This is a genomic window from Shewanella cyperi, assembly GCF_017354985.1.
Taxonomy (GTDB): Bacteria; Pseudomonadota; Gammaproteobacteria; order Enterobacterales; family Shewanellaceae; genus Shewanella; species Shewanella cyperi.
In genome coordinates, this window is the sequence record NZ_CP071501.1 from 3,183,776 (window position 1) to 3,209,685 (window position 25,910).

Sequence of the window (25,910 nt, forward strand, 5' to 3'; positions counted from 1 at the left end):
ATGCTCTCCCTCTTGTCCGTTCAATAGTGATTATCCCAGGGAAAAGCCGACTCAGGCCGACTTTTCCCGGGGGCTGAGCTGTTGGCCGAAGTCCGGCCGTGGCAGCCGGTCCAGGATGCCATACAAATAGATCACCAGCACAGACAAGGCTGCGCCGGTCATAAACAACCAGAAACCGCCGAAATGATCCAGGATGATGCCGCCGCCCAGAGGGGCGAAGGCAAAGCCAAATTCATAGAAGGAAGCGGCACCGAAATAGGCGCCCCGCAGGTGGTCCGGCGCCAGGCGGTCTATGTGCACGTTCATGGTGGGAAAGAGTATGGTTTCGGCCACGCTCATCACCACCACAGCGCCAATCCAGCCCCAAAACAGGGCGATGGGATTCAGGGCCAGCCAAATTTGCGACACTATCAGCAGCAACAGACCAAACTGAATGCGTCGGGTCAGGCTGTACCCGGCCATCAGTCGCAGCAACATAAACTGGCTGGAGATGATCACCAGGGCATTGGTAAAGATCATGGCCGAGATCAGCGCCAGCAAATCCGGCGCCTGGGCCCGGGTCAGGTATTGGATAAGGGAACTGTCCATCTGGGCATAGATAAACATGCACAGTATGTTGGCCAGGATCAGGCACTGTAACAGTCTGTCCTGCATCAGGATGGACATTATCTGCTGGCGGCTGACCTTGGGTTTCCCGGCACCTGACTCCGGCGCTTCGACCTGCCTTTGCCTCTGCTGTCCAAAGCCCCAATGCAGCAGTACCAGCAGCACGGCGAAGGCGGCGGCCGTGATATAGAAGCTCGACTGTTCACCGGTAAGGCCAAACCAGACTCCGGCCATGGGCCCCACGGCACAGCCCACGTTGACAATGAAATACATTGATTGCATCGCCAGCTCACGGGTTTTGGGGTCGCTGATAATGTCACCTATGGTGGCTGAACTCAGCGGTCGCCACAACGAGGTGGCAATGGAGCACAGGGTCATGACCACCACATAGCCACTGACCGAGTTCACCTCCGCCAGCAGCGAGAAGGAAAAGATATACAGGACTCCCGTGAGGTACATAAGCTTGCGGCGACCTATCCGGTCCGACAGCGAGCTGCCGACAAAACTGGTGAACACGGAAATGACCGCAGCGCTGGAGAGCACCAGGCCGACCTCGGTGGCACTCAAGGCGAACTTTTGATAGAGGATCACCGCCAGAAACGGCCACACCATGAAATAGCTGCCGCGGGTGATAAAGGCCCCAAACAGCAGCACCCACATCAGGCGGGGAAATTGTTTAAAGCGTGCGAGGGATACGTCACTGTGCACGACTTTTCCTTATCAGGTCACACTAATTGAGTTATAGCGAATATGTAACACTGCTTGATTGACATCAAGACCTGGCAGCAAAAACTGTCCTGATCCCAGAAAATAACACCCATGCCAACCAACCGGTGACTCAAGTATTCGGCGGCATGTGCGCTCCTTCCATTCGCAGCTATCCAGTCTGGCGACTTCCAACTTACACCGGACGCCATCCGTCCATACAAGGGGTCAAGCTCAAATTCATTGATGAAACTTGCAAAACACAAAAACCACTTGTACCATCACCACAAGTGGTACAACATGAGAATGGATTTATGCATGTCACTATCAATGTGGATGATCCTGAGCCGCTGTTTACTCAGCTGATCAGGCAGTTGAAACAGGCGATTCTGGACGGCCACCTGGCACCGGGAGCTCAATTGCCTTCGATTCGCCAGTTAGCCAACGACCTGGAATTAAACAGCAAAACGGTTGCCAAGGCGTACCGGCTGCTTGAGCGCGACGGAGTGATCCAAAGCAAGGGCTACCGGGGAACCTTTGTCCACCCGGAGGCGAGAAGCAATTGCCAGACCGATTTGAATCAGTGGGTAAATGCACAAATCGCCGAGCTGATAGCCACCTTGAAAGAGGCCGGGGTAACGGACTCCGAAATTCGCATTGCCTTCAGCAATGCCATGAATAACTAGGTAATTGAGGGATTAATTATGTCAGAAGCCATACTGTTCTACCCCGTATTTCTTAGTCAGATACTGTTGATTTCGCTTTATTTTCCACGAAAAATAGTCGCCAGGTGCCACTATATATTCAATCACTTTCCAGCTTCCAGTCACCCAAAGCTCTATCCGGCAGGTCAAGAAAGAGCACAAAAAGGAGTAAAGAGATTTTGGCAGCTTAACCTGCTGAATCTGCTGATAGGTGCCCTGGTGCTGGTATTCTTCGGCCCCTTGGGGCCAGACACCTTCGGCACCCCAGATTTCGGCAAATTCATGCCCCTACTTTATGGCATGCTGCAATTTGTTCCCATTGCACTCATGGAGTTGTCCGGTCTGCAACAATTCAAGCTGATGCGCCAATTGCATCGCTCCACCAGCAGGAAAGCGGAACTACAACCCCGACGCCTGTTTGATTTTATTTCCCCCACAGCCGTCACAGTGGCCGTACTGATGTTTTTCGCTTGTCTGTTCTATGATGCCTTTATGCCGGATTTCCGCTTTCAACTGGATGTGGACACCTTTGCCAGAAGTATCAGCCTGATCCTGTGCAATCTATTGTTTATCTTTATTATTCATCGAAATTTACGCGGCAGGAAAGTTAACCCCCTGCAAGCATCTGAGGACAGATACAGGCAAATCCAGGTCGGTATCAAGTCTCTGATCTATACCAGCATTGCAGTAAGCACCTTCGTGATGATCAATATCAGCACCAACAGTTTTGCACTCGATCGATATGAGATTCTGTTCAATAGCCTCTACTGGCAAGCCATCGCCCTCTTGGGTATGGGGATCATGCTCAACGAGCTGCAAGTGAAGGACATTGATTTCAATGTTTACAAGGCCGGCAAGGGCGAAAGCCCCGCAGCTAACTAACTTGGCTGTCAGCCAAGGTCAATTGGCAGCGGGGCCTGTTGATTGGATGACATAACGGCGCTAATTGGGCTGCGGCATTTTGGGCAACTCGTCCTGCACCAAAAACCAGTCCACATGGCTGTCGTAGAAGGCGTGGGCCTGGGGCTCCCTGTCCAGGGGACCGGTGAAATTGGCCCGGGTGATATGCAGTTCCCCTGGCCAGCGACTGGAGCGGAAAAACAGACTGCTGCCACAGCGGCGGCAAAAGCCACGGCTGGCGGGGGCAGACGAGGCGAACCAGCAAAGCTGCCCCTCGGGATCCTCAATACTGACCTGACTTTCCTCGACACCCACCCAGGTCACAAAGGCGGCGCCATGGGCACGTTGGCACAGGCTGCAATGGCAATGGGCCACCCATTTTGAGGGAAACGCCATCTCAAAGCGGACCGCACCGCACAAACATTTTCCCTGTGTATCCTTAGCCGTCATATTCACTCCCCCGGATTACGCCTTAGCCCCATGTCTCTGACACCCTGGGCATGGGCTCTGGCTTGGGCTTTGGCCTCAAACTAGCTGATCCCGCAGCGCTTGCCAAGCCCGCCAGAAGGACAAGAGACTGGACTTGTGCGAGCCTTTCTGCGACTGTGGCCAGGCGAATCCATCATTATCCCTGAATAAAAGGAATGCCCAATGCACAAGCTGGAAGGTGTGTTTCAAATAACCGGTTGGGACGAAGCGCCCTATGCCGAAAGTCCCAATGGCGCCAAGCAAACCCTGGCCAAAATCACCCAGCAATACCAGGGTGACATCAGCGGCAGCAGCGAAATTACTTACCTGATGTCCTATCAGGCCGATGGGACGGCGGTGTTTGTTGGTATGGAAAAGATCACCGCTGAGATCCGGGGCAAACGCGGCAGCCTGATCCTGCAACACCAGGGTAAATTTGAAGCCGGTGTTGCCAGCAGCGACTTCAGCATAGTGGCCAATTCAGGCACAGAGGCCCTGGCCGACCTGTCGGGTAAGGGCCACTTCAGATCGACCGAAAACGGTCAGGCCAACTACTTCCTGGACCAGGCCGACTGACAAAGGCTATTGCCCAAACAGCTGCCTGACCTCCTGCTGCTGTTCCTGGCGCATCTGATGCTGCAACTGTTGCATTTTTTGCGCCTGTGCCGCAGTGGGCTCATTGTCTCCTATGGCCTGGATCAGGGCGTCGAGCTCGCGTTCCGAGTCGGTCATCTGTAGCTGATCCAAGGCCTCTTCGGCCTGAAGCAGTTCGTCGCGCAGCCCATCCAGTTGCGCCTGCATGACATCGAGCTTATTTTCCTCTGCCTCGCTCAGGTGATCATTGTCCATCAGCTCATTGAGCTGGGACTCCAGCGTTGCCACCTGCCGCTGCAATGCCTCCACCCTGTCGGCGGCGATATCTTCGGGATCGTCCGGAAGACAGTCATGCAGCTGCTCGGGAGTCAGCCCAGTCCCCTCGGACATACCCTCAATGAGGCAGCGCTCCACGGCATTTTCTTCACGTTCATCCCATACCTGGCACCGGCGTAACACCTTGGAGTACAAGCTTTCCATCTTGGCCGCCGAACTGCCGCTGCATCGGGCCAGGCGATCGAAATCGCCTTTGTCACGCATTTGGGTCACAGCAAAGCGCAGTATCTGCTGTTGTTGTTCTTCGGTCATGTGCGGTAACTCACCCATGGCCCAGCCCAGGGGGGACAATGACAACAAGACAGCAATACACAGTGGTTTCATCCTTGGTTCCTCAATTCCGTTTAGCCCATGAAAACGTCTCTTTATCAGGGCAATAGAACATAAATGACAGTCGCCGATGCGCACATCAGACATAAGTATTCATTTGTTTTGGTTCAAGAAGCGGGCCTGACTCAGCATGGTGCTTCGCTGGACAAACGCAGCCCAAGCTGCAAGAGTAGCCTGGCACTATGACATCTGTGCTATCGCCGATACCAGCACCAGTACCGCAAGGAGTGACCATGAAATACCGAGGCAGCTGCCATTGTCAGGCGGTGCAATTTGAAGTGGAGTGCCCCGATACTGTCGAGGTGGAAGACTGCAACTGCTCCATTTGCAGCAAGGCGGGATTTTTACACCTTATCGTGCCGCTGAGCCAATTTACCCTGCTGAGAGGTGCCGACAAACTCACCACATATAGCTTCAACAGCCATGTGGCCAAGCACACTTTTTGTCGCATCTGCGGTATCAAGCCCTTCTACACCCCGAGATCCAATCCCGACGGCATAGACATCAACCTGCGCTGCCTTGATGAAAAACCGGCCAATATCCGCATAGTCAAATTCGATGGCCAGAACTGGGAGCAACACGCCCATGCTCTTGCCCATAAGAGCCAGGCCTCACAAAAGCCGGATTAGCCAAACACAGCAGTAGAGACTGCTTCTTTCCTTTCCCTCAGATGCCGGGCTGACATAAGTCGACCCGGCGCTCACATCAGGTCAGTTTGGCGGCGTAGTGCACCAGGCCGTCCCGCATCAATTCGGCCGTCCCGGATGCAAAGCGATCGTAAAAGTGGCGGAAGCGCTCATCGGCCACATACATTTCCCCCAACATGGGCAAACGAGCAGCAGGGCAATCGCCATGGGCGCACAGCCAGGCATGCTGACGCGCCATCAGGGCCTGCACTGCATCGCTGTCGGCAGCCTGTCCCACCAGGGTGGCCAGTTCTTTGGAAATGGCCTCCCCTTCGGCATCCAGGGCAGCCTTGCCCTCGCTATCCATGGCCTCACGGCCGGCGCCACCACGATTTACCGCGTCTTGGCCCCACTTGTCTATGGCTTCATCCTTCAGGGCGGCTTCACTGAAATCGGCAAAGAGTTTGCCCGGTGTTGTGGTCATATCTGACTCCTTTCTTTGTTCCAATTGAACTATGGCCAGGTCCAACATACGCCGCAGTCGTTGAAAGTGGGCTATGTGCTGGCCAAGTTGGCTGTACTGTTCCTTCAGACTGGTGAGCAAGTCATGTTGTGGATCCGTCATTATGTCGCGAATACGGGCCAGCTTAAGCCCCAGCTCCCGATACATGAGGATCTGCTGCAAGCGCAACAGATCCCGCTCACCATAGAGCCGATAACCACCCAGCGTGCGACCGCTTGGGGGTAACAGACCGATCTCATCATAGTGATGCAGGGTTCTGACACTGACACCGGCCAGGCGGGCCAGCTCGCTGACATTGTATTGAGCCACAATGCTCTCCTTTGCTGCCCGGAGCGACTTGCGCCCGGTTTGAAGGTCCAGATACCCGCCATGGACATGCTTTTTTCGGCACGATCTTGGGGGCACAGAAAGCAGTCTGCAGTCTCACGTTACGTGAGACGCAAGCAGGAATATCACTTTTTTTAGCCGGTCATAACAAGCGGCAACGGCATTGCCAGATATCACGGCTACAGTTATTGTTTAGCCTGTTATTTTATTTGTTAAATCGATGAATTTGCCAATGAAAACCATGACTACACTGAAAGGCCGTTTGTTACTTCCCCTGACAGCCGCCCTGCTCTGCCTGCCTTTAACCGCCCTTGCAGCATCCAAGGTTGCCGAAGTCACCCTGGACAACGGCGCCCGGGTGATACTGAAAGACGATTTCAGCTGGGAATACCTGATAATTGAAACGCCGGACGCCTCAGCACAGGCCGCTGAAGCGGGCGCCACAGAGCTGGTTCCCGAGGCAAGCGCCCCCTTGGCTGCTGCGGCCCCAGCAGCACCGGCAGTACCGGCGGCACCCGTTGCCAAGGCGGCGCCGGTGCAACTTAACAGTACCGCCATGACCATGCCGGAATTGCTCGGCAAGGCGGGCAAGGACGGCATCAGCGTCAGTTTTGCCGAGGCCCAATGGCAGGGTGATCGCCTGGGGTTGGTGTTCGATATCAGCAGCGAACATAATGAAGAACTGGTGGAAGTGCTGGTGCAGGCCAGCTTTTTTGACGATCAGGGACAAAAGATCAAACAAGAAGAATTGCAGGTGTGGCGCGCCATCAAGCGGTTACCCGACACCTACCTGCGCAAGGGGCAGCACAGACGCTCGGACATCATCTGGGTCGAAGGACTGGATAAATCCCGCTGGCAGAAGCAACTGCTGCAACTGAAAATCACCGAACTCAGCACCTGGTAAATCAAACAGGGCCCTTCTTGGGCCCTGTTTTTTCTTCGTTGGTGCATCGGCTCAATCGAGCCTTCTTAAGGTTTGAGTGCCCAACTGACGCATCTGCATCTCAATCCAATCGGCCCGCTGCTGCATATAATCGCTGGGCGGCCGAATGCGATATTGCCAGGGATTCGGCAATACCGCCGCCAGCAGCGCCGCCTCATGGGACGACAGGGCCCCGGCGGACTTATGGAAATAATGCTGCGCCGCGGCCTCGGCACCGTAGATGCCGGGACCGAACTCCACTATGTTGAGATACAGCTCCAGGATCCGCTGCTTGCCCAGCAGGAGTTCCATCCACAGGCTGAACCAGGCCTCCAGGCCTTTGCGCAGCAGATTGCGGGACGGCCATAAAAACAGGTTTTTGGCCGTTTGCTGGGTCAGGGTGCTGGCGCCCTTCACCTTGCGACCTTGCTTATTGGTCGATAATGCCTTCTCAATGGCCTGCCAATCCAGCCCCAGGTGGTCAGGGAATCGTTGATCTTCAGAGGCAATGACCGCCAGCTGCAACCGACTGGAGATGGCGGCAAGATCCCGCCATTGGTGCGATACCCGGGTAATGGGCGCAGGGGGAAACCAGTGCCTCTGCAGGCGCCAACTCCAGCTGGGCGGGTCAATAAATTTCAGTGCCAAAAGCGGCAGCAGGGTCAGCAGCATCCCGGCTATGACCGCCCGCCAAAACCAACGCCTGATAGTTCTGAAACCGCCCTGGAAATTGCTTGCCACTTTATCAACCTACTTTTGACCGACGCTTATCCCGAACGGGAAATAATGCCGTCACATAATAGCCAGTCCGGGGTGTTAAGGCGATGGGCTACGGTCAAGCGGCGGGCAAATGTTGCTTAAGCCATTGCTGCAATGCCTGTTTGGGCATGGCGCCCGCCTGGCTTGCCAGCAGCTTACCCTGTTGGAACAGCATGAGGGTGGGGATTGAGCGTATGCCAAACCTGGCGGCCAGCGCCTGCTGCGACTCGGTGTTGAGCTTGCCGAGCCGTAATCCAGGCTCCATTTCCGCAGCGCATTGCTCAAAGATGGGGGCGAATTGGCGACAGGGGCCACACCAGGGGGCCCAGAAATCCACCAGCAGCGGCAGTTCCGAGCGGTTGGCATGGGCGGCAAAATTGGCCTCGGTTAGCTCCAGGGGCCGCCCCAGGAACAGCGACTGTTTACAGCCTCCGCACTTGGGGCCCTGGGTCAGGCGCTCGTCGGGTACCCGGTTCAGGGCAGAGCAATGGGGGCAGGCTATCAGCATAAGGGCTCCTGATAAGGCGAGGACAGGGTTATGACATTGATATGGGGCCACAGCGGCCAAACTCAAGCCAGCAGCCTGGCCGCCAAAGCACTCATACGGACAACAACTCTGAATTGCCAGCGACTCAGGCCTTAAGTCTTTTCTTCAAGGCCTTGAGCTCCCGTTTAAGCTCTCCATCTTCACGCTTCTCGGCCTGCGCTTTGGCCAACCAGTCCCTGGCACCGGCTTTATCTCCGAGTTGCTCCGCCAGTTGGGCACGTCTGAGCTGCACCCAGCCCTGGTATCGCTCCGGGATTTGCTGCAACAATGGCGCCAATGCCTGTATGGCCTGCTCAGTGTTCAGCTTGCCTTTCACCGCGTGCTTGGCAAGCTGGTAACGCAAGTCCGTGTGCTGTTCGGGATCCTGTTGCGGCCAGGTCAGGGCCTCGCTCAGTATGGCCAGGGCGCGTCCGTGATCTTCTTCATGGAAGTGCGCCTCCAGCAGTGCCAGTTGGATATCCTGGGGAAACGCCCGCTTGGCCTCAGCCATCTGGCGTTCAAAGCCGGCTTTGTCTTCCTCTACCTGCAGGTATTGCAACATGGCCAGCTGGCCCTCATGGGCTGAGCGTGCTTGTATCTGCTTGGCCAGCGCCAGGGCCTTATCCCTGTCGCCGCCCACCATCCCAGGAGCATGCAGATAGAAGCCAAACAGGGATTGCATGACCTCCAGATCTTCCGGTGCCAGCGCGTGAGCCTGTTCGTAGGCTGCCAGCCCCTTGCCCGCCAACCCGGGGGCGGAAAAGATCGAAGCCCTCTGGGCCAATATGATATAAATGTTCCCGGCAAGAAACTGGGCCTTGGCCTCCCCGGCATGCTTCAGCAGAAAAGGGGCAAGCTCCTCCTCGGCATCATCCTCCCGTTCCAATTGCACCAAGGCCTTAAGGCGGTAACCATATAACTCTGCACCGGCATTGCTCTCAATGGCCAGCAGCGAAGGGTAATCCTTGGCCTGCCACAACTGCTCCGCCTCAGAGAGATCCAGCGCTGACGCGGATAAGGGCCAGCACAGTGCCAAGATCAGGGGCGATAACGCAAACGGTATTTTCATTCCAACTCCTTGGAAATTAGTAAGTTTGTTTTCGACCCAGCCAGGAGTAGAAAGTTCCAGCCTAATGGCGTTTGTCTTGGCTGACAGTTTTGGCCGGATACAAATTTGAGCAGACATAAACCGCCATTTCGACTAGGCTTGCAGCTAATACTTTAGTACCGCTTCAGGCCTCTATGTCTCTGTCCTTTCATGCCCCGGTCGCCGGCATTGTTCGCATCACAGCATTGTGCACCTTGCTGGCAAGTGGCACGGCAATGGCCGAGCATGCCTATCCATTGCAGGCAAGACTGATTGCCGACTATACCCTCCAAAATGAGGAAGAATCGGACACCCTGGCAATACATATATTGGCGGCGCTGGAGCGTTTGAGTCAGGGCAAGTTGCAGTTTGAAAACCAGTTTGCCCCCCAAAGTCGTGCCTGGCTTGAACTGACCAAAACCGACAACAGCTGCATGTTCAACCAGATAAAAAACGCCGAGCGGGAGCAAAAAGGCATTTACAGTCGCTACCCCATGATACTGTACCCGCCATTACGTCTGGTGCAGGCGAAAACCAATGATGCCGAAATGCAGCCTGTGGATCTGGAGCATTTTGAACCCCAGGGTCATATTGGCATCATCAGGGGGCGCTCCTATGGGGTTTATCTGGACCGCATTATCCAAACCCATCCGGAATGGTTTTACGTGCGCAGCAGCATGGATGCCACCGACAGGCAGGTGCAAATGCTGGTCGCTGGTCATTTGCAGGCACTGCTGGAATACAGCCGCACGGTCACAGGTTACCTGAACCGGATGCACAGTGGTTTTGAATACACAGCCGCACCCATAAAGTACGTCGATCAAAGCATGAAGGGCTATATAGTTTGCAGTAAAACCGCCCGGGGGCAGGCGATCATAGACGAGATTGACAAGGTATTTGAGCTGCCACAAATGCAGGCGGCACAACTCAGGTTCCATCTGGAATACTTTGGCGATGCCGAGGCCAGACTGCTGGCGCCGGAGCTGAAGGCCCTGTATCGGCAAGCCGCCAGCCACTGACGGCAAGACTAGTCTTTTGAGGGAAGAATCAAAATCCGGCTGAGATCATCATTCCACAAGCGAATGATCTTTCTGGTTTTATCCTTATTCCAAAAGCATTTTCCGAACAGGATAATGCCCGCCCCTTCCAGCTCTGCCCTGTCGCTGATGCCAAAACGCTTGAGCAGTGCAGCACTGAATTTGTCTATGGGGATCCCCAGGTCACGACAATCGGCGGGATTCAGCCAGGCCATGGCCTTGTCGGCATGGGACAAGGTGCCCCAATACATCTTGGGGCTGCCACGTTCGTTGGGCTCGGCGTCGGCAAAGTTGACGAACAGGTTTTTGGCCCGCCAGCGGTATTTCTCATCCGTGTAGACCCACAGATCCGAGCAGGCCAATTCACTGCCCCGCAGCAGACTTTTGAGGATCTTGCCAAGCCCCAGTGCTGCCACCTTGGGTGCGGCAGCATCGGCAAGCTTTGGGCTGACGTCTTCAACACCCCTGGCACCGCCTTTGGGTTTGGCTTCGGCTTCCCGCTTAGCAGCGCCCTGGCCCTCATTCTGTTGGCTGTCCCTGCGTACGGGCTCGGTAACCGGGGCCGAGAAATCCAGCCGCAGGGCGTCGCTTTCATCCAGGGCCTGGGCCAGTTCGCGCAGCGCCTGCTCGGCTTCGGTGCGACTGGTCGAAGGCCGGAACTCAGGGCAGTCATCGGCGTGGTACAGGGAGCCGAAACAAGCCTGCTTGCCATCACTGGACGCCCGCCGAAAATAGGCCTTGGCGCCGCAACCGGGGCAAAACAGCGACTGGCGCAAACTTTCCTGCTCTGCCTCCGTCAGAGCCAGGAAACCAAACACACTGTAGGTAACAGCCGGCCCGTTCTCGGGCTGGCAACGGGCATCCAGCATGAATAAGCTCCTGTGAAATCAGTTAGATCAATACTGCCCCAGGCTTGCTGGCATGACAAGTGAAGCAAGGTATGGCCTTCGCCAATACAGCCTTAATCAGGATTTACCAAGTCCGCACAAAGGACTTTTGTTTGAAATAGGTACCGCATTTTGTGACCAAGTCTTAAAAAATCTTTTATATCTGGGTTTTATCAATTTCTACATTGAGCTTTGGCTATACTTAGCAGCAATTCAGAACCGCATTACAGACGTAGGGAGATCTGATAATGAAACTGTCTTTAGGGCTGCTGGCGCTGGCGCTGACAATCACGAATGCCCAGGGTGCCGCCTTTCTTAAAATTGGCGATATCAAGGGAGAAAGCACTGCCCCATCCCATCAGGATGAGATTGATTTGCTTGCCTGGTCCTGGGGCGCCAACGGCAATTTACAGACCAAGTGCATTGAAGAGTTGCACATCATCAAGTACACCGACAGCGCTACTGTGGATCTCTTGCTGGGACAGATGACGGATACCGTCTTTCCCGAGGCCAAGTTGAGCATGAATCGTCAGGGTGACAAACGCGACTATTTCGAACTCAGGTTAAAAAACGTCACCGTCAGTGATTACAGCTCAGGGGTCAATGGCGAGCAGAACCGGCTGACGGAAAGTTTGAACCTGAATTTTTCAGAAATTACCGTCAGTTACCGTCGACAAATGTCCGATGGCAACCTGGGCGAGCCGGAAGAAACCACCCTGTTCCCCAGCAAAAAGTGCGAGTAAGCCAGCACACTGACTGTGCAGGAAAATTTTTACAAATCCCAGACTTTCCGGGGCTAGCCAAGGCCGCCTAAAGCGTGAACAATGGAGCTCCTGCAAACAAAGGAGCCCTTCATGCCCATCCTCTACATTGCCAACAAAAATTACTCTTCCTGGTCATTGCGCCCCTGGTTGCTGTTGACCGAACTCGGCATTCCCTTTGAGGAACGGCTGGTGCCCTTTGGCGACGACAACCGTGCCAGTTTCGGCCAATTCTCCCCCACCGCCAAGGTGCCTTGCCTGGATGATGAAGGGCTGCTGGTATGGGACTCGTTGGCAATTGTGGAATACCTCAATGAGCAATATGCCGGTGTCTGGCCCGAGAACCCAAAGGCCCGGGCCTGGGCCCGCTGCGCCAGCGCCGAGATGCACTCGGGCTTTGGTCAAATCCGTAACCTGTGCAGCATGAACTGCGGCCTGCGGGTTAAATTGCACCACTGGAGCCCCGAGCTCTCAGCCGAATGGCAGCGCATCGATGCCCTGTGGCGTCAGGGATTGCGGGATTTTGGCGGCCCTTTCCTGGCCGGTGAGCATTTCAGCGCCGTGGATGCGTTTTTTGCGCCACTGGCCTTCAGGGCCCAAAGCTACCAGCCCAGCCTGTCCATGGAAGCCAATGCCTGGGTACAGCGGATGCTGGCCCTGCCCGGTATGCAGGCCTGGTACAAGGCGGCCCTGGCAGAGCCCTGGCGCGATGCCGACCACGAAGCGGAAGCGGCGGCAGCCGGCGTGCTGTTGCAGGACATGCGTGCCCCGGTTTAATCCGGTTTAAGTGAGCTGAATAAGCGGTCTACATAAATAGGCAGAAATAGAAAAGGCGGCCCTGTGGCCGCCTTTTTCTTGCTCGCAAGCAGATGATGGTTACCAGCTCCTGGTTACCAACCCCTGGTTACCAAACCCTGGCCACCAGCCCCTTGAGGTAGAAACCTTCGGGGAAGGCGCCGCCTATGGGATGGTCCGCCGCTTGGGACAGACGCTCGGTGAACTGAATATCGCGTTTGGCATCCAGGGCCGCGTCGGCCACGATTTTCTGGAACAAGTCAGCCGGCATCAGACCGGAGCAGGAGAAGGTCAGCAGCACACCGCCGGGATTGAGCAGCTGCATGGCAATCATATTGATGTCCTTGTAGCCGCGGCAGGCGCCATTGAGCTGGGCCTTGTTGTCGGCAAACTTGGGCGGGTCCAGCACTATCACATCGAAGGTGCGGCCCTCGTCCCGGTATTGGCGCAGTAGCTTGAACACGTCGGCCTCATGGTAGTTCACCATGCTGTCGTCGAGACCATTGATGGCCATATTGTGCTTGGCCGTTTCCAGTGCCAGGGTCGACACGTCGACGTTTTCAATGCTGGCGGCACCGGCCTTGGCTGCGTAAAGGCCAAAAGTGCCGGTGTAGCAGAAACAGTTGAGCACCGACTTGCCCTTGACGAAGCGGGCCGCCATGGCGCGGTTGTCGCGCTGGTCCAGATAGAAGCCCGTCTTGTGGCCCTTGGTGACATCCACCGAAATCTTGATGCCGTTCTCTTCAATGATGACAGGCATGGGCGGCAGCTCACCGTGCAGCAGCCCAGTGGTCAGCGGCAGGCCTTCCTTCTTGCGGGAATCCACATCGGAGCGCTCATAGATAGCGCAGTCCGGATATTGCTCGGCGAGCACAGACACCAGGGTATCGCGCCAGAAATCGGCACCGGCGGACAGCAACTGGCACACCAACACATTGGCGTATCTGTCAATGGTGATCCCCGGCAGGCCATCGGACTCGGCGGCAATCAGGCGATAACCTGTCAGGCCCTGCTCGGCGATGAGCTCATCCCGGCCCAGTTGGGCACGGCGGATTCGGCGAACAAAGAAGTCCCTGTCTATCTCTTCTTCACGGTTGAAGCTCCAGATCCGCACCTGGATCTGCGACTCCGGCGACCAGGCGCCGCGGCCAAGCCATTTGCCGTCATGGGCCACCACATCCACAGTCTCACCCAAGCCGGGCTGGCCCTTGATGTTGTGGATCCCGCTGGCAAATACCCAGGGATGGTGACGTTCGAGGGACTTTTCCCGTCCCGGTTTAAGTTTGATGCGGATAGCCATGGCCTTGCCCTTAAAAAACTGACTGCGGCCCGTGTCGCAACGGGCAGCAAAAAAGTGGGGTCCAAACAGGATGGCGCATTTTACCCGCTTTGACCGCCCATGGGGCGTGTGGGGCCATTTATTTTTTAGCGTTTTTCCCTGGGGCTTAAGGTCACACAGACGGCGGCATGATCCGAGCTTTGGCTGTCACGCTCATACAAGGGAGCGCGCAGATGCTCATCGAACAGCTCAAAATTCACCACATCCGCCAGGGCCGAGCTTAAGCTGCCGTCAAATTCCGCCGACAGCAGAATATGATCCAGCACGCTGCCCCTGGGGCCCAGGTAATGGGTTGGCCGCACTTGCCAGTCGGTGCCGGGACTTTGCTGCCTGAGCCAGTGCAGGAACAGCGCGGCACCGTCATGGAGCGCAAAGGCAGCAGCGCCGGCCTCAAAATCGGCCTCACTCAACGAGGTCAATTCGGCCCTGTCCCTGGGATGAACGTCGGCGGCGCAGGTGTTGAGCCCGGCAAACTCGGGGCGGGTCAGCTCGCCATTGAAGTCCCCCAGGATAACAAAGGGATTACCGCGTTCCAGGCGACGGCTCTGCACATTGTGGTACAGCAGCATGGCCTCGGCGCCGCGGCGCAGGGTAGAGGAAAAACGCCCCAGGGCGCTGTGGGTCAGCAACCGGGCTATGTGTGCATTGGCGCCGTTTTTTTCGGGCAAGGCATTGTCGGTTACGGCATTGTCTGTCATGGCAGGCAGCTCGGCCAACTCAAACCCGGGCCTTTGGGATTTGAGGTGCACCACGTAGACATCCAGTTTGCCAAGGTCCGGCAGCCGCACAGTCCCCCGCAGCACAGTGCGGCTGAAGCGAAAATCGGCGGCCAGTCCCAGCAGCGGCAACAATTTGGGTTCAGGTTGCAGCGCCGCCAACTCCACTATGGGATGGCGACTTGCCAGGGCCACCACAGGACTGTGGAGCACATGCTCATCTCCGGCTGGCGTGTCCACCAGCGCAAAGTGCGGATAGTTGAGTTCCCCCAGCAAGCGCTCCAGGGCCTGGGGGCTGAACACCTCTTGCAGTCCCAGCACATCGGCCTGCAAAGAGGATAAGCAGTGGCGCAGCCAGGCACACTTCTTTTGCCATTGCTCCTGGCTGTAGATACGATCGAATTCATAGGCCGCCAGGGGCGGCTCGATAAAGTTGAATAAGTTGAGGCTGGCCAACTTTATTTGGGCCTTTTGCCCCCTTGCCGCTTCATGCCCTTCGGGCGCCATGGTCACAACCCATTCGGCTCAGTACTTGCTGGCAAGATAACAAAGATTGGCATACCGCGACAGCCAATCCCCGGACTCAGGCTTACCCCGCAAGAATATTTACCCACAAAGCGATAGGGCTGCCATACTTAATCCACTGAATTCCATGGCACAACCCATATAACCAAACAATGATGCGCAGCCTCTTTCTATTATTTTGCCTATTGTGGCCCCTCTGTGCCCTCGCCAACAGAGCGCCGGACAGCCAGGTTGCGCCGACCAAATACCTGGATATCAACAACCCGCAAGCCATCATGGCCGAGCATCTGTGGCTGCTTCGCGAAGAACAGCAACGGCTGACGCCCGAGCAAGTGCTGGCCTACTATCGCAGCGGCTTAATGCAAACGGTCGGCAAGGGTGTGCCGGCCTTTGGCATAGGTTCCAGCCCGGTGTGGCTCCTGCTGCCGCTGATAAATCCGGGAACCAGGGACAGCACCCGCGTGCTGCAACTGGGGGTTCCCTGGACCGATGAAATTCGGCTGTGGCAATTGGGGCCGGACCAGGACCGGGAATTTGTTTTTGGGGATAACTTTTCCGGCACTCCCTACAGGGACCGTTTACCAACCCTGACGCTCACCCTGGCACCGGGCGAGACCCTGTTGATGCTGCGGGCCGAGTCCAAGGATCCTTTGGTATTGCCCCTGACCCTGCAGCCCCCTGAGGCCCAGCGGCAAAGCAACAGTTTCTATCAGTACAGTTATGGCTTTTTTTATGGCGCCATCTGCATCCTGATGGGCTACAACCTGATGCTGTACGTGGGCATGCGCAGCCGCAGTTACTTACTTTATTCGCTGTTCTTACTGAGTTTTCTGTTTACCAATCTCAGCTATACCGGCCATGGCATGCTCTGGCTTTGGCCCTCCGGTCCCCATTGGCAGCAATGGCTCAATCCGTTGCTGATGACCCTCTTTTGCACCATGGGCCTGCTGTTTGCGCTGCGCTTTTTGCAGATAGGCAAACTCAGGCCCCAGTTACGGCTTATCGTCCTGGGTCTGCTGGGGGTGATTTGGCTGATGCAATTGTTGGCACTGGCCTTTGACAGCCGCAGCCTGTCGCTGATCCTGGCCTTCGATCTGGTGCTGTTTTTCTCCTTCCTGATGCCCCTGCTCGGTGCCATTTCTCTGGCCTCGGGCAACTACACCGCAAGGCTGTTTTTACTGGCGTCCCTGTCCTCCATGGTGGGCTGCGCCATTACCGGGCTGGCGGTGCGTGGCATTATCCCCTTCAACCAGTTCACCTTCCGCATAGCCGAAATCGGAGTCTTGATAGACATGATATTGCTGGCACTGGCGCTGGCGGAAAAATTCCGTATTGCTGAGCGCCAGCGCCTGGCGGCGGAGCAGCAGGCCAGAATTGACCCGCTGACCGGACTCATTAATCGCCGCGCCTTTGATGAGCAGATCCGCCCCTGGGTCGCCCAGGGTCACAAGTGCCATCTGGGACCTGCGCTGCTGATGCTGGACATAGACAGATTCAAAACCATCAACGACACCCTGGGGCATGCCCTCGGTGACAAGGTGCTGACCGATATTGCCACCTGCATCAAGCAGTCACTTCGCAGTCAGGACATCTGCGGGCGCTGGGGTGGCGAGGAGTTTGTGATCCTCCTGCCCGAAACCGGACTCCATGCCGCCGAAACCATAGCAGAGCGGATCCGCACCAATATTGCCGCGCTGAATATCGGCGGCGAAAGCGCCGATCTCAGTGTCAGTGCCAGCGTGGGGCTGTGCGTCGATACCGGCTGCCGCACCCCGGTGGAAAGCCTTATCCGCCATGCCGACCAACTTATGTACCTGGCCAAACAGGATGGCGGAAACCGGGTCTACTGCGATCACAAAGACATGGCGGTAACGGCATAATCCCCATTCAATCGCCGCTGGTCGCTGCTACGGCAGAGATAGACCCCTACCCCCCTACACTCCCCCGGTAATGTCAGCCCTGTTGTTCAACGAGCAGGGTGCCGCGATACATTTGCATCTGACAATGAAAGGCGTACTCCCCCGGAGCCAGCGCCGGTAACTGAACCGTTCTGGCCTTGTTCAGCGGCAAGGTCTCACTGAGCTGCAAAGCGGGGAACAGCAGGGTTTCAGCACAGGGAGAGGGATCCTTGCGCATAAAGGTCAGCCGCAGCGGCGTTTGGGCCGCGACTTTAATCCGTGCCGGCGAGTAGGTGCCGTTTTCCACCAGGATCACCAACTCCTCCGAGGCCAGGGAGTCTGTCCCGGGGTGATAGAGCCAGAACCACCAGACTATCAGGGCTATCAGCAGCAGACCGCCAAGATTTACCATCCACATAATGCTTTTCCTCTCAGTGGCGCTGGGCCTTGAACAGCCGCAAGCGGTTGGCGTTGCTGACCACGGTCAGGGACGAGAAGGCCATGGCCGCACCGGCGATGACGGGGCTCAGCAGCAGGCCGAAAACCGGGTACAGAATGCCGGCGGCTAAAGGCACCCCGGCGGCGTTGTAAATAAAGGCGCCAAACAGGTTTTGCTTGATGTTCCTGAGGGTGGCCTTGCTGACAGCGATGGCATCGGCCAGGCCGTGCAGCGAGCCGCGCATCAGGGTGATGTCGGCGCTTTCAATGGCAACATCCGTGCCCGTGCCAATGGCAAACCCCACATCGGCCATCGCCAGAGCGGGGGCATCATTGATGCCATCCCCTGTCATGCCGACGATTTCCCCCGCCATTTGCAACTCCTGCACCTTGCGGGATTTATCCTGGGGCAGCACCTCGGCAAAGTATTCGCTGATACCAACCTTGGCCGCCACGGCCCGGGCTGTGGCGCGATTGTCACCCGTGATCATCACCACGCGGATCCCGTCCTTTTGCAACCGCCTGATGGCGTCAACCGAATCGGGCTTGATGGGATCGGCCACGGCTATGATGGCCGCCAACTGCCCATCCACAGCCAAATACATGGGGGTCTTGGCTTCATCGGCCAGGGCCTGCACTGTCTCAAGCTGCTTATCCGGATTGATGCCCCGTTCGCGCATCAGCTTTTCATTGCCCAGCAGCAGCTTGTGTTTCTCGACCTCCCCCTCTACCCCATGGCCGGCAAGGGCGTTGAATTGGCTCAGTTTGCCCGGAGTGATCCCCTGCTCCCTGGCCGACGCCACCATGGCCAGTGCCAGCGGGTGCTCAGAGCCGCTCTCCAAACTGGCGGCCAGCCTCAACACGTGCTGGCGCTCAAATGAGCCCAGGGGCAGGACATCGGTGATCTTGGGTGATCCCAGGGTGATGGTGCCTGTCTTGTCCAGGATCATGGCACTGATCCTGGATGCCGTCTGCAACGCAGCGCCGTTACGGATAAGGACCCCGGCCTCGGCCGCCTTGCCAACGCCGACCATCACCGACATGGGGGTCGCCAGCCCCAGGGCGCAGGGGCAGGCAATGATAAGCACTGTGGTGGCCGACACCATGGCGAAGGCGACCGATGGCTCAGGGCCCACATTGAGCCAAACCAGGGCGCTCAGCACCGCAATGATCATGATGGCGGGGACAAAATAAGCCGAGATCACGTCGGCCAGGCGGCCTATGGGAGGCTTGGAGTTTTGCGCGCGCCTGACCATTTCAATGATCTGTGCCAACGCTGTGTCTTTGCCGACCCGGGTGGCGCGAAACAACAGGGTGCCGGTCTTATTGAGCGTACCGGCCACCACTTCGTCGCCGATGCCTTTTTCCACCGGCATGGGTTCGCCGGTCAGCATGGATTCATCCATGGCACTGTGGCCTTCGATAACCTGACCATCCACGGGAATTTTTTCCCCCGGGCGCACCCGCACGCTATCCTCCAATTTGACCAGCTCTATGGCTATGTCCTGTTCCACGCCATCCCGTATGACCCGGGCGGTTTTGGCCTGCAAACCTATCAGGCGCTTGATGGCTTCCGAGGTTCGTCCCCGGGCCTTGATTTCCAGCGCCAGTCCCAGGTCAATCAGCCCTATGATCATGGCCGTGGCCTCAAAATACACATGGCGGGCCATTTCCGGCAGCAGCTGCGGCAGCAGCACCACTGTCATGGAATACAGCCAGGCCGTGCCCGTACCAAGGGCTATCAGGGTATCCATGTTGGCGGTATGATTTTTCAAAGATTGCCAGGCACCCACATAAAAGTGCCGGCCAGAGAACAGCATCACCGCCAGGGTCAACAGCCCCACCACCAGCCAGGCCAGTTGTTCGGCGCCTGAGTTGATCGTCATGTCGCCGACGACCAGGCTGTAGAGCATCAGCGGCACCCCCAGCCCCAGCGCGGCCGTCATGTCGCGGATGAGCTTGCGGTAATAGGCCAAGTCCGCCTGCTCCCGCTCGGCCATGGCATCCACCGCCGGTTCCAACAAGCTGGCGTGATAACCGGCCGCTTCCACCGCCCGGATCAAGGCCTCCGTTGCCGCTGTGCCGCTGACGGTCACGGTCCGATCGGCTAAGTTCATTTCCGCCTTGCTGACACCGCTGACCGTCGTCAGGGCCCGTTCAATCTTGCCAACGCAGCTGGCACAGCTCGCGCCATCGATGATCAATTGACATTCGTTTGAGGTGACAACCCTTGATTTGCTCATGTGCAATTATCCTTGCCGTTGATCCCGTCCGACATCGCCCGCAGTGCCATCATGGCCCCGATTCGTCGCCGTTAAACTGGCCAGTCAGATGGCAAATGGCCTGTTCGCCGGGCGCTTAAAATAAAGCGCAAAGACTCCGCTTCCCAGGCCCAATAAGGCTTGTCGCTTGTCGCTGTTTGCCTGCCATGTCGGCCGCAGCAGCCTCAAGCGGGGGCAGCAGCCTCAAGCGGGTGCAGAAGCGCTGCCGTAACGGCCATGGAAGACAGGGCGATGGCAAACTCCAATACTTTCATCTGCAGGACTTTTTCTCTTACCCGTGTATTCAGCATAGACCTGTGTCTTACACAAAGGTCAAATGTGAATTTGTCGCGGAATTTTGCTTTCCGTACCTCTGTGCTGACACCTCGTTCCGGGTCATTTCAACCAAGGATTAGGGGTGCCAAAGTGCGGCAGTGATTGATGAAAGGTGTTCCACTCTAGCCATGGCGGAACAGGCGAGGCAACTCAAAGAGATATTGCGAAGTCTAAATGTTGCACCGTTCCCCCTTCGGAGCCGCTGAGGTCGATGAGCTTGGGCGCGTAGCCGAGGTAAGGATACCGAGGCTACTTCGGTCGAGCAGGGTGAGTGTCGCGCAGCGACAAGCTCACGAACGCGAGGCATGGAGCCGAGCTGGGGTGGATTTACATGGACGTAAATCCGAGAGTCTGTCGCGTTGGCCGTTTCGCCCATAAACCCGAGGGGCTTTCGGCTCCGGTTGGGGGTCGCTGGGGGATTGGATAAGGGGGCAAGTCGACACTGCCCCCTTTCCCCGGGTGTGGGTTGGAGACCCACGACTTTCTGCCGCTGGCACAGCGGCTATCTTTATACCTGCTTCGGCATCAATTCCTTGATGCTACTCATCACACTTGGCTGTCCAAAAACGCAGTACCGCCAAGGCGCGGGCTCAGCCACCCAGGATCCGCTTCCACCAGGGCAGCGGATCACCGCAATTGGCAGCGGGATGCCAACTCTCCATCCGGGCGGGGGCCGCCACTGCCCCTCGGCACTGCTTTTCCATCGCCTTACCGGTGGCGGGATCGAAGTAACCGTTCACTATGCCGTTCTCCGGCGTCATCCTCAGGCTCACCGGCGGCCTTTGCTGCAGGAAGGCCTGGTAGATGGCCATGGCGCCGCTGGAACCATAAAGGCTGGTCTTGCCGTTGTCGTCACGGCCGACCCAGACGGCCGCCACGTTACGCTCGTCAAAACCGGCGAACCAGGAGTCGCGGCTGTCGTTGCTGGTGCCCGTCTTGCCCGCCAACACCTGCCCTGGGAAGGCGGCGCCGAGTTTGGCGGCCGTGCCCTGACTGACCACCTTGGTCATGGCGTATTGCACCAGGAAGGCGGTTTCGGGCGTCAAGCCCTGGCTGGCCGAAGGCCGGCTTGCGGTCAGGGGCTCATTGTTGCTGTCGAGCACATCGGTCACAGCGACAAGGGATCGGTAACGACCATTGTCGGCCAGGGTTTGATAGATCTGCGCCACCATCAAGGGCGAACCGTTGACCGCCCCCAGCAGCATGGAAGGATAAGGGTTCACGGGTTCAGTCCAACCCACCTTGTCCATTGTGGTTGCCACCGAATCCACCCCTATGGCCATGCCCAGGTTCACCGTCGGCACGTTCATCGATTTGCTGATGGCGGTGAGCAGGCTTACCTGGCCGCTGAACTGCTTGTCGACGTTTTGCGGTGACCAGGTCTTGCCCTGCTCGTTGGTGAGTGTGATGGGCTCATCCTTGATGGGGGTCAGCAAGTGATACTTGTCGCCCTGATCCAGCGCGGTGGCATAGACGAAAGGCTTTATCAGTGAACCTATGGGTCGGCGCATTTCGCTGGCCCGGTTATAGCCTTCAAAATCCGGATGGCGGTCGCCGACCATGGCGGCTATGCCGCCGGAATACTTGTCGGTGACCACCATGGCCGCCTGCAACTGGGGACTGTCCTTGCCCAGACGCTTCATGGTGTCACGCACCGCCTGCTCCGCCGCTTCCTGGGCCACGGGATCCAGCGTGGTGTAAACCTTGATGCCGGAGGTTTTCAGCAGACTGTCGCCCCAACGCTGTGCCAGTTCCTGCTTCACAGTGGCGAAGAAGGCCGGCAACTTCTGGTGCACCGGCTTATCGGCCCGGCGCAGCCCCAGCGGCGACTCGGCCGCCACCTGATAGTCCTGTACCGACAGCTTGCCGGCCTCCATCAAGAGCCGCAGCACAAGATCGCGCCGCTCCTGGGCCCGCTCGGCAAAACGCCAGGGATTGTAATAGGACGGGCCCTTGATCACCGCCACCAGAAACGCCTGCTGCGCCAGCGTCAGCTCGGCTATGGGGCGACCGAAATAGAACTGGGACGCCAGCCCCATGCCGTGGACGGCGCGGGACTTGTCCTGGCCCATGTAGACCTCGTTGAGGTAGGCCTCGAGGATCTCGTCCTTGCTGTAGCGGAAGTCAATGATGATGGCCATCAGGGCTTCGCGCAGCTTACGGATAAGGGAGCGCTCGCTGGAGAGGAAGAAGTTTTTCGCCAGCTGCTGGGTCAGGGTCGAACCGCCCTGCACCGTGCGGCCGGCACTGATATTAACGAAGGCCGCCCGCAAAATGGCAAAGGGATTGATACCATGGTGATCGTAGAAGCTGCGATCTTCCACCAGGATCAGCGCGTCCACTATGGACTTGGGGATCTCGGCGGTGGGCACAAACAACCTGTCCTCACCGTCACCGGCGATGATTCGGTCGAGCAATACCGGCTCCAGATGGAATACCGCCAACTCGCGCTTATCGCTCTGGCGCGCCACCGAGGCCACGCCGTCACTGTCAAAGCTTATCATCACCCGCTCGGCACTTTTGCTGCCCTGGGGATGGCGGAAGGGACGGCGCCAGAGGTCGATGCGCGTGCTTGACGCGGAAAACTCCCCCACCTGACGCGGATTGGCCACCTTGCGGTAACCCAGTAGCTTGAGTTCGTCCATCAACTGGGCGTGACTCACGGCGGCCCCGGGATACAGGGCCATGGAGCGGCTGAAGACCTGGGCCGGCAAATACCATTTCTGGCCCTCAAACTTGCGGGCAATGATCTGGTCGAGATAAATGCTGTACATGACCAGGGCCGCCATGGCGACAAGGGCCAGCTTCCAACTCAGGGACCAGCTGCGCTTAAGCCAGGAGGGTTTGGCTGCGGCCTTGGTGCGGCCGCGTTTTTTGCTCACTTTCTTTACTGTCATTTGTTCACTGTCAATGCGTTACTGTGCTTGCGATGCCGGCATATGCCCATCGCCATCTCCCTGTCCGTTGCGCCTCAGTCGGCGGAATTGGCCAGGGTCTTTTTCTTGGTAAATTTGGTCGGCAGCGTCCCGGCGGGATCGTCCGGCCACAAATGTTTGGGGTAGCGGCCGCGCATCTCTTTCTTGACCTCTACATAGGGTCCGGCCCAGAAGCTGGCCAGATCGGCGGTCAGTGCCAGGGGGCGCTGGGCCGGGGACAAGAGTTCCATGGTCAGCTTCAACCGCCCCTGGGCCAGCACAGGGGTCTGGGCCATGCCGTAGGCCTCCTGCAATCTGACCCTGAGCAGGGCCCGGCCGTCGGCCTCGTAGCGGATTGGTGCCCGGGTTCCGGTGGCCATGGGGTAATGGGTCGGCAGCACCTCGTCCAGCAGCTGTTTTTGCTGCCAATTGAGCCCCTGTTCCAGCAACCGGGCGCAGTTCAGGGCCTTGAGTTGCTCCAGGTTATTGACCTGCTCCAGATAGGGCGCCAGCCATTGCTCCAGCCTGGCCAGCAGCCCCTGCTCGCTGCAATCGGGCCAATCACCGCCGAGCAGCTCGGCGGCCAGAACCAGGCGCTGGCAAATTTGCTGAAAATCCTCGTCCAAATTCAGCTGGCTAAGGCCCTTGCTGCGGATCCTGTCGAGCCAGGCGGCGGTTTTCAGCGCCCTGGGCACAGACTGCAGCTGTGTGCGCTTCAGCACCAACTGCCCGAGTTTCAGTTGCCGCTCGGCGACAAAGCGCCCCTTGGCCTCATCGAAACCGCTGTGGTCGTGCTCAAGGGTCAAAAACGCCAGCGGGCCATCGAGCCAGCGCGGGTCAAAATCGGCGGCGAGCCAGATGCGGCCACTGCTGCGGCCCTCGGTCTCGCCAAAGTCCGCCACCACCAGCATGGGGGCCTGGCTTAAGGGGTCGCTCTCATCCAGGGACACACCCGTGCCGTTGGCCAGCAAAAAGCCCTGTTGACCGCGAGCCAGGGCAATGCGGTCGGGGAAGGCCAGCGCCAGCAGCAGGCCCATGTCCCTTGGGTGGGCTTCGCGCTGCACCTGGGCCAGATCGGCACTCAGCCCCAGCTTGGCCAGCCATTGACGCACCTGCTGGGCACTCTGGCCCGTGGTACCAAAACGCAGGTAGTTGCTGATATCGGCCCCGAGCCTTGGCAGGCCGCGGCCCTCAAGGATCGCCGCCAGCACACAGGCCAGCGGTGCCAACAGGGGGTCATCCAGTTCCCGCGCCAACAGCCTGGACTTGAGCAGCATGTGCGCCAGACGCGGATGGCAACCCAGCTTGTGGGCCTCGCGCCCAAGGGGCGTCAGCTTGCGCTCCGCGTCCACCAGCTCCAGGTTGTGCAGCAGTTCCCAGGCCAGGGTCTCGTTTACAGACGGTGCCGGGCTCAGCAGCGGCAGCTCACCGAAGGCGCGCACACCCCAGGCGGCGCATTCCAACGCCATGGACACCAGCTCGCCGCGGGCGATTTCCGGCTCCTCGGCCTTGGCCATGCGATCCTGCTCTTCCTGGCTCCAGAGCCGCAGGCAATAGCCCGGCGCCAGACGCCCGGCACGGCCGGCCCTCTGGGTACTGGACGCCTGACTGATGCGCCGCAGCGCCAGACGCGATACCCCGGTGCGGGGATTGAAGGCGGCCTGGCGCACCAGGCCCGAGTCCACCACCAGGGTCACCCCGTCTATGGTCAAACTGGATTCCGCCAGATTGGTGGCCAGCACCAGCTTGCGCCGCCCGGAGGGATCCGGGCTCAGGGCCCGGTCCTGCTCGGCATTGCCGAGTTCGCCGTAAAGGGGACAGATGGCAATATCGTTCAGGCGTTCACCGAGGCGTTCGGCGATAAAGCCCGCGAGGCGCTCGATTTCCGCCTTGCCGGGCAAAAAGGCCAGCACTGTGCCCGCCGCCACGCCTTCGGGCAGCATGACTTTGCCGCTCAGCAGCTCCAGCAGACTGGCGCCCATGTGCTCCAGCCAGTCCCGCTTGCCGGGAGCGCTGTAGCCCAGGGTCACCGGGAAACTGCGGCCCTCGCTTTGCAGCAGTTTGGCGTCCGGCATCAAGGTCGTCAGCGGCAAGCCGCTGAGGGTGGCCGACATGGCCAGAATGCCAAGATCATCCCGCAGGGAGGATTGCACCTCCAGCGCCAGCGCCAAACCGAGATCCGTGCTCAGGTGCCGTTCGTGGATTTCATCGAAAATGATCAGCGCTATGCCGGAGAGTTCGGGATCGTCCTGGATCATCCGGGTCAAAATCCCTTCGGTCACCACCTCAAGGCGGGTATGGCGGCTGACTTTGCTGTCACCGCGCACCCGGTAACCCACCTCGGCGCCGAGTTCACAACCGCGCTGGGCGGCGATAAAACGCGCCACCGAGCGGGCCGCCACCCTTCTGGGCTCCAACATCAGGATCTTGCCATCAAGTTCCGGCCAATCGAGCATGGCCAGCGGCAGCGCCGTGGATTTACCGGCACCTGTGGGAGCTTCGAGAATAATTTGCTTATGGCTTGCCAGGGCCTGACGCAGCGGCGCCAGCAGGGCCGTAATGGGAACTTGGTTCAAATCCGCTCTGGGT

The 25,910-nt window shown here is 58.0% G+C and carries 23 protein-coding genes; 9 read left to right on the forward strand and 14 right to left on the reverse strand.

The window, feature by feature from the left end:
• Positions 1-51: 51 nt before the first annotated feature.
• Positions 52-1,314, reverse strand: a complete 1,263-nt coding sequence (locus JYB84_RS14015) for an MDR family MFS transporter (RefSeq protein ID WP_207320648.1) — start codon at positions 1,312-1,314, stop codon at positions 52-54.
• 125 nt (positions 1,315-1,439) lie between these two features.
• Between JYB84_RS14015 and JYB84_RS14020 the strand changes: the two genes are divergently transcribed.
• Both JYB84_RS14020 and JYB84_RS14025 read left to right on the forward strand, forming a co-directional pair.
• Entirely contained in the window at positions 1,440-1,997 is a 558-nt protein-coding gene (locus JYB84_RS14020) for a GntR family transcriptional regulator (RefSeq protein ID WP_228290788.1), read from the forward strand.
• A gap of 18 nt (positions 1,998-2,015) precedes the next feature.
• On the forward strand, positions 2,016-2,897 hold the full coding sequence (locus tag JYB84_RS14025; protein WP_207320649.1) for a hypothetical protein: 882 nt from the start codon (positions 2,016-2,018) through the stop codon (positions 2,895-2,897).
• Positions 2,898-2,957: 60 nt separating this feature from the next.
• Here the strand turns inward: JYB84_RS14025 and JYB84_RS14030 are convergent, their stop codons facing one another.
• Positions 2,958-3,365: a GFA family protein gene (locus tag JYB84_RS14030; RefSeq protein WP_228290789.1), complete on the reverse strand. Its 408-nt coding sequence runs from the start codon at positions 3,363-3,365 to the stop codon at positions 2,958-2,960.
• A 201-nt stretch (positions 3,366-3,566) separates the two neighbouring features.
• On the opposite strand from JYB84_RS14030, the gene JYB84_RS14035 reads away from it, so the two are divergent.
• Positions 3,567-3,959 (forward strand): DUF3224 domain-containing protein, encoded by a 393-nt coding sequence (locus tag JYB84_RS14035; RefSeq protein ID WP_207320651.1) that lies wholly within the window; start codon positions 3,567-3,569, stop codon positions 3,957-3,959.
• Positions 3,960-3,965: 6 nt separating this feature from the next.
• Here the strand turns inward: JYB84_RS14035 and JYB84_RS14040 are convergent, their stop codons facing one another.
• Positions 3,966-4,637: a hypothetical protein gene (locus JYB84_RS14040; RefSeq protein WP_207320652.1), complete on the reverse strand. Its 672-nt coding sequence runs from the start codon at positions 4,635-4,637 to the stop codon at positions 3,966-3,968.
• Positions 4,638-4,876: 239 nt separating this feature from the next.
• Here JYB84_RS14040 and JYB84_RS14045 point away from each other — a divergent pair, with 239 nt between their 5' ends.
• Complete coding sequence (locus JYB84_RS14045; RefSeq protein ID WP_207320653.1) at positions 4,877-5,272, forward strand: GFA family protein; 396 nt, start codon at positions 4,877-4,879, stop codon at positions 5,270-5,272.
• Positions 5,273-5,348: 76 nt separating this feature from the next.
• Here JYB84_RS14045 and JYB84_RS14050 read toward each other — a convergent pair whose 3' ends face one another.
• Entirely contained in the window at positions 5,349-6,101 is a 753-nt protein-coding gene (locus tag JYB84_RS14050; RefSeq protein WP_207320654.1) for a MerR family transcriptional regulator, read from the reverse strand.
• A gap of 259 nt (positions 6,102-6,360) precedes the next feature.
• Here JYB84_RS14050 and JYB84_RS14055 point away from each other — a divergent pair, with 259 nt between their 5' ends.
• The gene (locus JYB84_RS14055; RefSeq protein ID WP_207320655.1) at positions 6,361-7,023 is read left to right on the forward strand and encodes a DUF3157 family protein; all 663 of its coding nucleotides are present in this window, start codon (positions 6,361-6,363) and stop codon (positions 7,021-7,023) included.
• A gap of 51 nt (positions 7,024-7,074) precedes the next feature.
• On the opposite strand, the gene mtgA is transcribed toward JYB84_RS14055, so the two are convergent.
• From mtgA to JYB84_RS14070, 3 genes are all read right to left on the reverse strand, one after another.
• A complete protein-coding gene (mtgA, locus tag JYB84_RS14060) occupies positions 7,075-7,713 on the reverse strand; it encodes a monofunctional biosynthetic peptidoglycan transglycosylase (RefSeq protein WP_207323243.1) in 639 nt (212 codons plus the stop codon).
• Between the two features lie 163 nt (positions 7,714-7,876).
• On the reverse strand, positions 7,877-8,308 hold the full coding sequence (trxC, locus tag JYB84_RS14065; protein WP_207320656.1) for a thioredoxin TrxC: 432 nt from the start codon (positions 8,306-8,308) through the stop codon (positions 7,877-7,879).
• 124 nt (positions 8,309-8,432) lie between these two features.
• A complete protein-coding gene (locus tag JYB84_RS14070) occupies positions 8,433-9,395 on the reverse strand; it encodes a tetratricopeptide repeat protein (protein WP_207320657.1) in 963 nt (320 codons plus the stop codon).
• A 173-nt stretch (positions 9,396-9,568) separates the two neighbouring features.
• Between JYB84_RS14070 and JYB84_RS14075 the strand changes: the two genes are divergently transcribed.
• Positions 9,569-10,432 (forward strand): hypothetical protein, encoded by an 864-nt coding sequence (locus tag JYB84_RS14075; RefSeq protein ID WP_207320658.1) that lies wholly within the window; start codon positions 9,569-9,571, stop codon positions 10,430-10,432.
• Between the two features lie 8 nt (positions 10,433-10,440).
• Here the strand turns inward: JYB84_RS14075 and JYB84_RS14080 are convergent, their stop codons facing one another.
• Positions 10,441-11,319: a hypothetical protein gene (locus tag JYB84_RS14080; protein WP_207320659.1), complete on the reverse strand. Its 879-nt coding sequence runs from the start codon at positions 11,317-11,319 to the stop codon at positions 10,441-10,443.
• Between the two features lie 266 nt (positions 11,320-11,585).
• Here JYB84_RS14080 and JYB84_RS14085 point away from each other — a divergent pair, with 266 nt between their 5' ends.
• Together JYB84_RS14085 and JYB84_RS14090 are read left to right on the forward strand one after the other, a co-directional pair.
• A complete protein-coding gene (locus JYB84_RS14085) occupies positions 11,586-12,080 on the forward strand; it encodes an Hcp family type VI secretion system effector (RefSeq protein WP_207320660.1) in 495 nt (164 codons plus the stop codon).
• A gap of 111 nt (positions 12,081-12,191) precedes the next feature.
• Positions 12,192-12,875, forward strand: coding sequence for a glutathione S-transferase family protein (locus JYB84_RS14090; protein WP_207320661.1), 684 nt, complete (start codon positions 12,192-12,194; stop codon positions 12,873-12,875).
• Positions 12,876-13,002: 127 nt separating this feature from the next.
• Here JYB84_RS14090 and JYB84_RS14095 read toward each other — a convergent pair whose 3' ends face one another.
• Together JYB84_RS14095 and JYB84_RS14100 are read right to left on the reverse strand one after the other, a co-directional pair.
• Complete coding sequence (locus tag JYB84_RS14095; RefSeq protein ID WP_207320662.1) at positions 13,003-14,193, reverse strand: class I SAM-dependent methyltransferase; 1,191 nt, start codon at positions 14,191-14,193, stop codon at positions 13,003-13,005.
• Between the two features lie 125 nt (positions 14,194-14,318).
• Entirely contained in the window at positions 14,319-15,455 is a 1,137-nt protein-coding gene (locus tag JYB84_RS14100) for an endonuclease/exonuclease/phosphatase family protein (RefSeq protein WP_207320663.1), read from the reverse strand.
• A 203-nt stretch (positions 15,456-15,658) separates the two neighbouring features.
• Here JYB84_RS14100 and JYB84_RS14105 point away from each other — a divergent pair, with 203 nt between their 5' ends.
• Positions 15,659-17,353, forward strand: coding sequence for a sensor domain-containing diguanylate cyclase (locus JYB84_RS14105; RefSeq protein WP_207320664.1), 1,695 nt, complete (start codon positions 15,659-15,661; stop codon positions 17,351-17,353).
• A 73-nt stretch (positions 17,354-17,426) separates the two neighbouring features.
• Here the strand turns inward: JYB84_RS14105 and JYB84_RS14110 are convergent, their stop codons facing one another.
• The 4 genes from JYB84_RS14110 to hrpB all read right to left on the reverse strand — a co-directional run bounded on the left by JYB84_RS14110 (position 17,427) and on the right by hrpB (position 25,897).
• Positions 17,427-17,789, reverse strand: coding sequence for a cupredoxin domain-containing protein (locus tag JYB84_RS14110; RefSeq protein WP_207320665.1), 363 nt, complete (start codon positions 17,787-17,789; stop codon positions 17,427-17,429).
• Positions 17,790-17,802: 13 nt separating this feature from the next.
• On the reverse strand, positions 17,803-20,052 hold the full coding sequence (locus tag JYB84_RS14115) for a heavy metal translocating P-type ATPase (RefSeq protein WP_207320666.1): 2,250 nt from the start codon (positions 20,050-20,052) through the stop codon (positions 17,803-17,805).
• 944 nt (positions 20,053-20,996) lie between these two features.
• Positions 20,997-23,303 carry a penicillin-binding protein 1B gene (gene mrcB / locus JYB84_RS14120; RefSeq protein WP_207320667.1) on the reverse strand — a complete coding sequence of 769 codons (2,307 nt, stop codon included), beginning with the start codon at positions 23,301-23,303 and terminating at the stop codon, positions 20,997-20,999.
• Positions 23,304-23,377: 74 nt separating this feature from the next.
• On the reverse strand, positions 23,378-25,897 hold the full coding sequence (gene hrpB / locus JYB84_RS14125; protein ID WP_207320668.1) for an ATP-dependent helicase HrpB: 2,520 nt from the start codon (positions 25,895-25,897) through the stop codon (positions 23,378-23,380).
• Positions 25,898-25,910 lie beyond the last annotated feature (13 nt).

Excerpts from the sequence above, each read along its gene's own strand:
- JYB84_RS14025 (WP_207320649.1), top strand. The coding sequence starts at position 2,016 with ATGTCAGAAGCCATACTGTTCTACCCCGTATTTCTTAGTCAGATACTG.
- JYB84_RS14030 (WP_228290789.1), bottom strand. The coding sequence starts at position 3,365 with ATGACGGCTAAGGATACACAGGGAAAATGTTTGTGCGGTGCGGTCCGC.
- JYB84_RS14035 (WP_207320651.1), top strand. The coding sequence starts at position 3,567 with ATGCACAAGCTGGAAGGTGTGTTTCAAATAACCGGTTGGGACGAAGCG.
- JYB84_RS14040 (WP_207320652.1), bottom strand. The coding sequence starts at position 4,637 with ATGAAACCACTGTGTATTGCTGTCTTGTTGTCATTGTCCCCCCTGGGC.
- JYB84_RS14045 (WP_207320653.1), top strand. The coding sequence starts at position 4,877 with ATGAAATACCGAGGCAGCTGCCATTGTCAGGCGGTGCAATTTGAAGTG.
- JYB84_RS14055 (WP_207320655.1), top strand. The coding sequence starts at position 6,361 with ATGACTACACTGAAAGGCCGTTTGTTACTTCCCCTGACAGCCGCCCTG.
- mtgA (WP_207323243.1), bottom strand. The coding sequence starts at position 7,713 with ATGCTGCTGACCCTGCTGCCGCTTTTGGCACTGAAATTTATTGACCCG.
- trxC (WP_207320656.1), bottom strand. The coding sequence starts at position 8,308 with ATGCTGATAGCCTGCCCCCATTGCTCTGCCCTGAACCGGGTACCCGAC.
- JYB84_RS14070 (WP_207320657.1), bottom strand. The coding sequence starts at position 9,395 with ATGAAAATACCGTTTGCGTTATCGCCCCTGATCTTGGCACTGTGCTGG.
- JYB84_RS14075 (WP_207320658.1), top strand. The coding sequence starts at position 9,569 with ATGTCTCTGTCCTTTCATGCCCCGGTCGCCGGCATTGTTCGCATCACA.
- JYB84_RS14080 (WP_207320659.1), bottom strand. The coding sequence starts at position 11,319 with ATGCTGGATGCCCGTTGCCAGCCCGAGAACGGGCCGGCTGTTACCTAC.
- JYB84_RS14085 (WP_207320660.1), top strand. The coding sequence starts at position 11,586 with ATGAAACTGTCTTTAGGGCTGCTGGCGCTGGCGCTGACAATCACGAAT.
- JYB84_RS14090 (WP_207320661.1), top strand. The coding sequence starts at position 12,192 with ATGCCCATCCTCTACATTGCCAACAAAAATTACTCTTCCTGGTCATTG.
- JYB84_RS14095 (WP_207320662.1), bottom strand. The coding sequence starts at position 14,193 with ATGGCTATCCGCATCAAACTTAAACCGGGACGGGAAAAGTCCCTCGAA.
- JYB84_RS14100 (WP_207320663.1), bottom strand. The coding sequence starts at position 15,455 with ATGGCGCCCGAAGGGCATGAAGCGGCAAGGGGGCAAAAGGCCCAAATA.
- JYB84_RS14110 (WP_207320665.1), bottom strand. The coding sequence starts at position 17,789 with ATGTGGATGGTAAATCTTGGCGGTCTGCTGCTGATAGCCCTGATAGTC.
- JYB84_RS14115 (WP_207320666.1), bottom strand. The coding sequence starts at position 20,052 with ATGAGCAAATCAAGGGTTGTCACCTCAAACGAATGTCAATTGATCATC.
- mrcB (WP_207320667.1), bottom strand. The coding sequence starts at position 23,303 with ATGACAGTAAAGAAAGTGAGCAAAAAACGCGGCCGCACCAAGGCCGCA.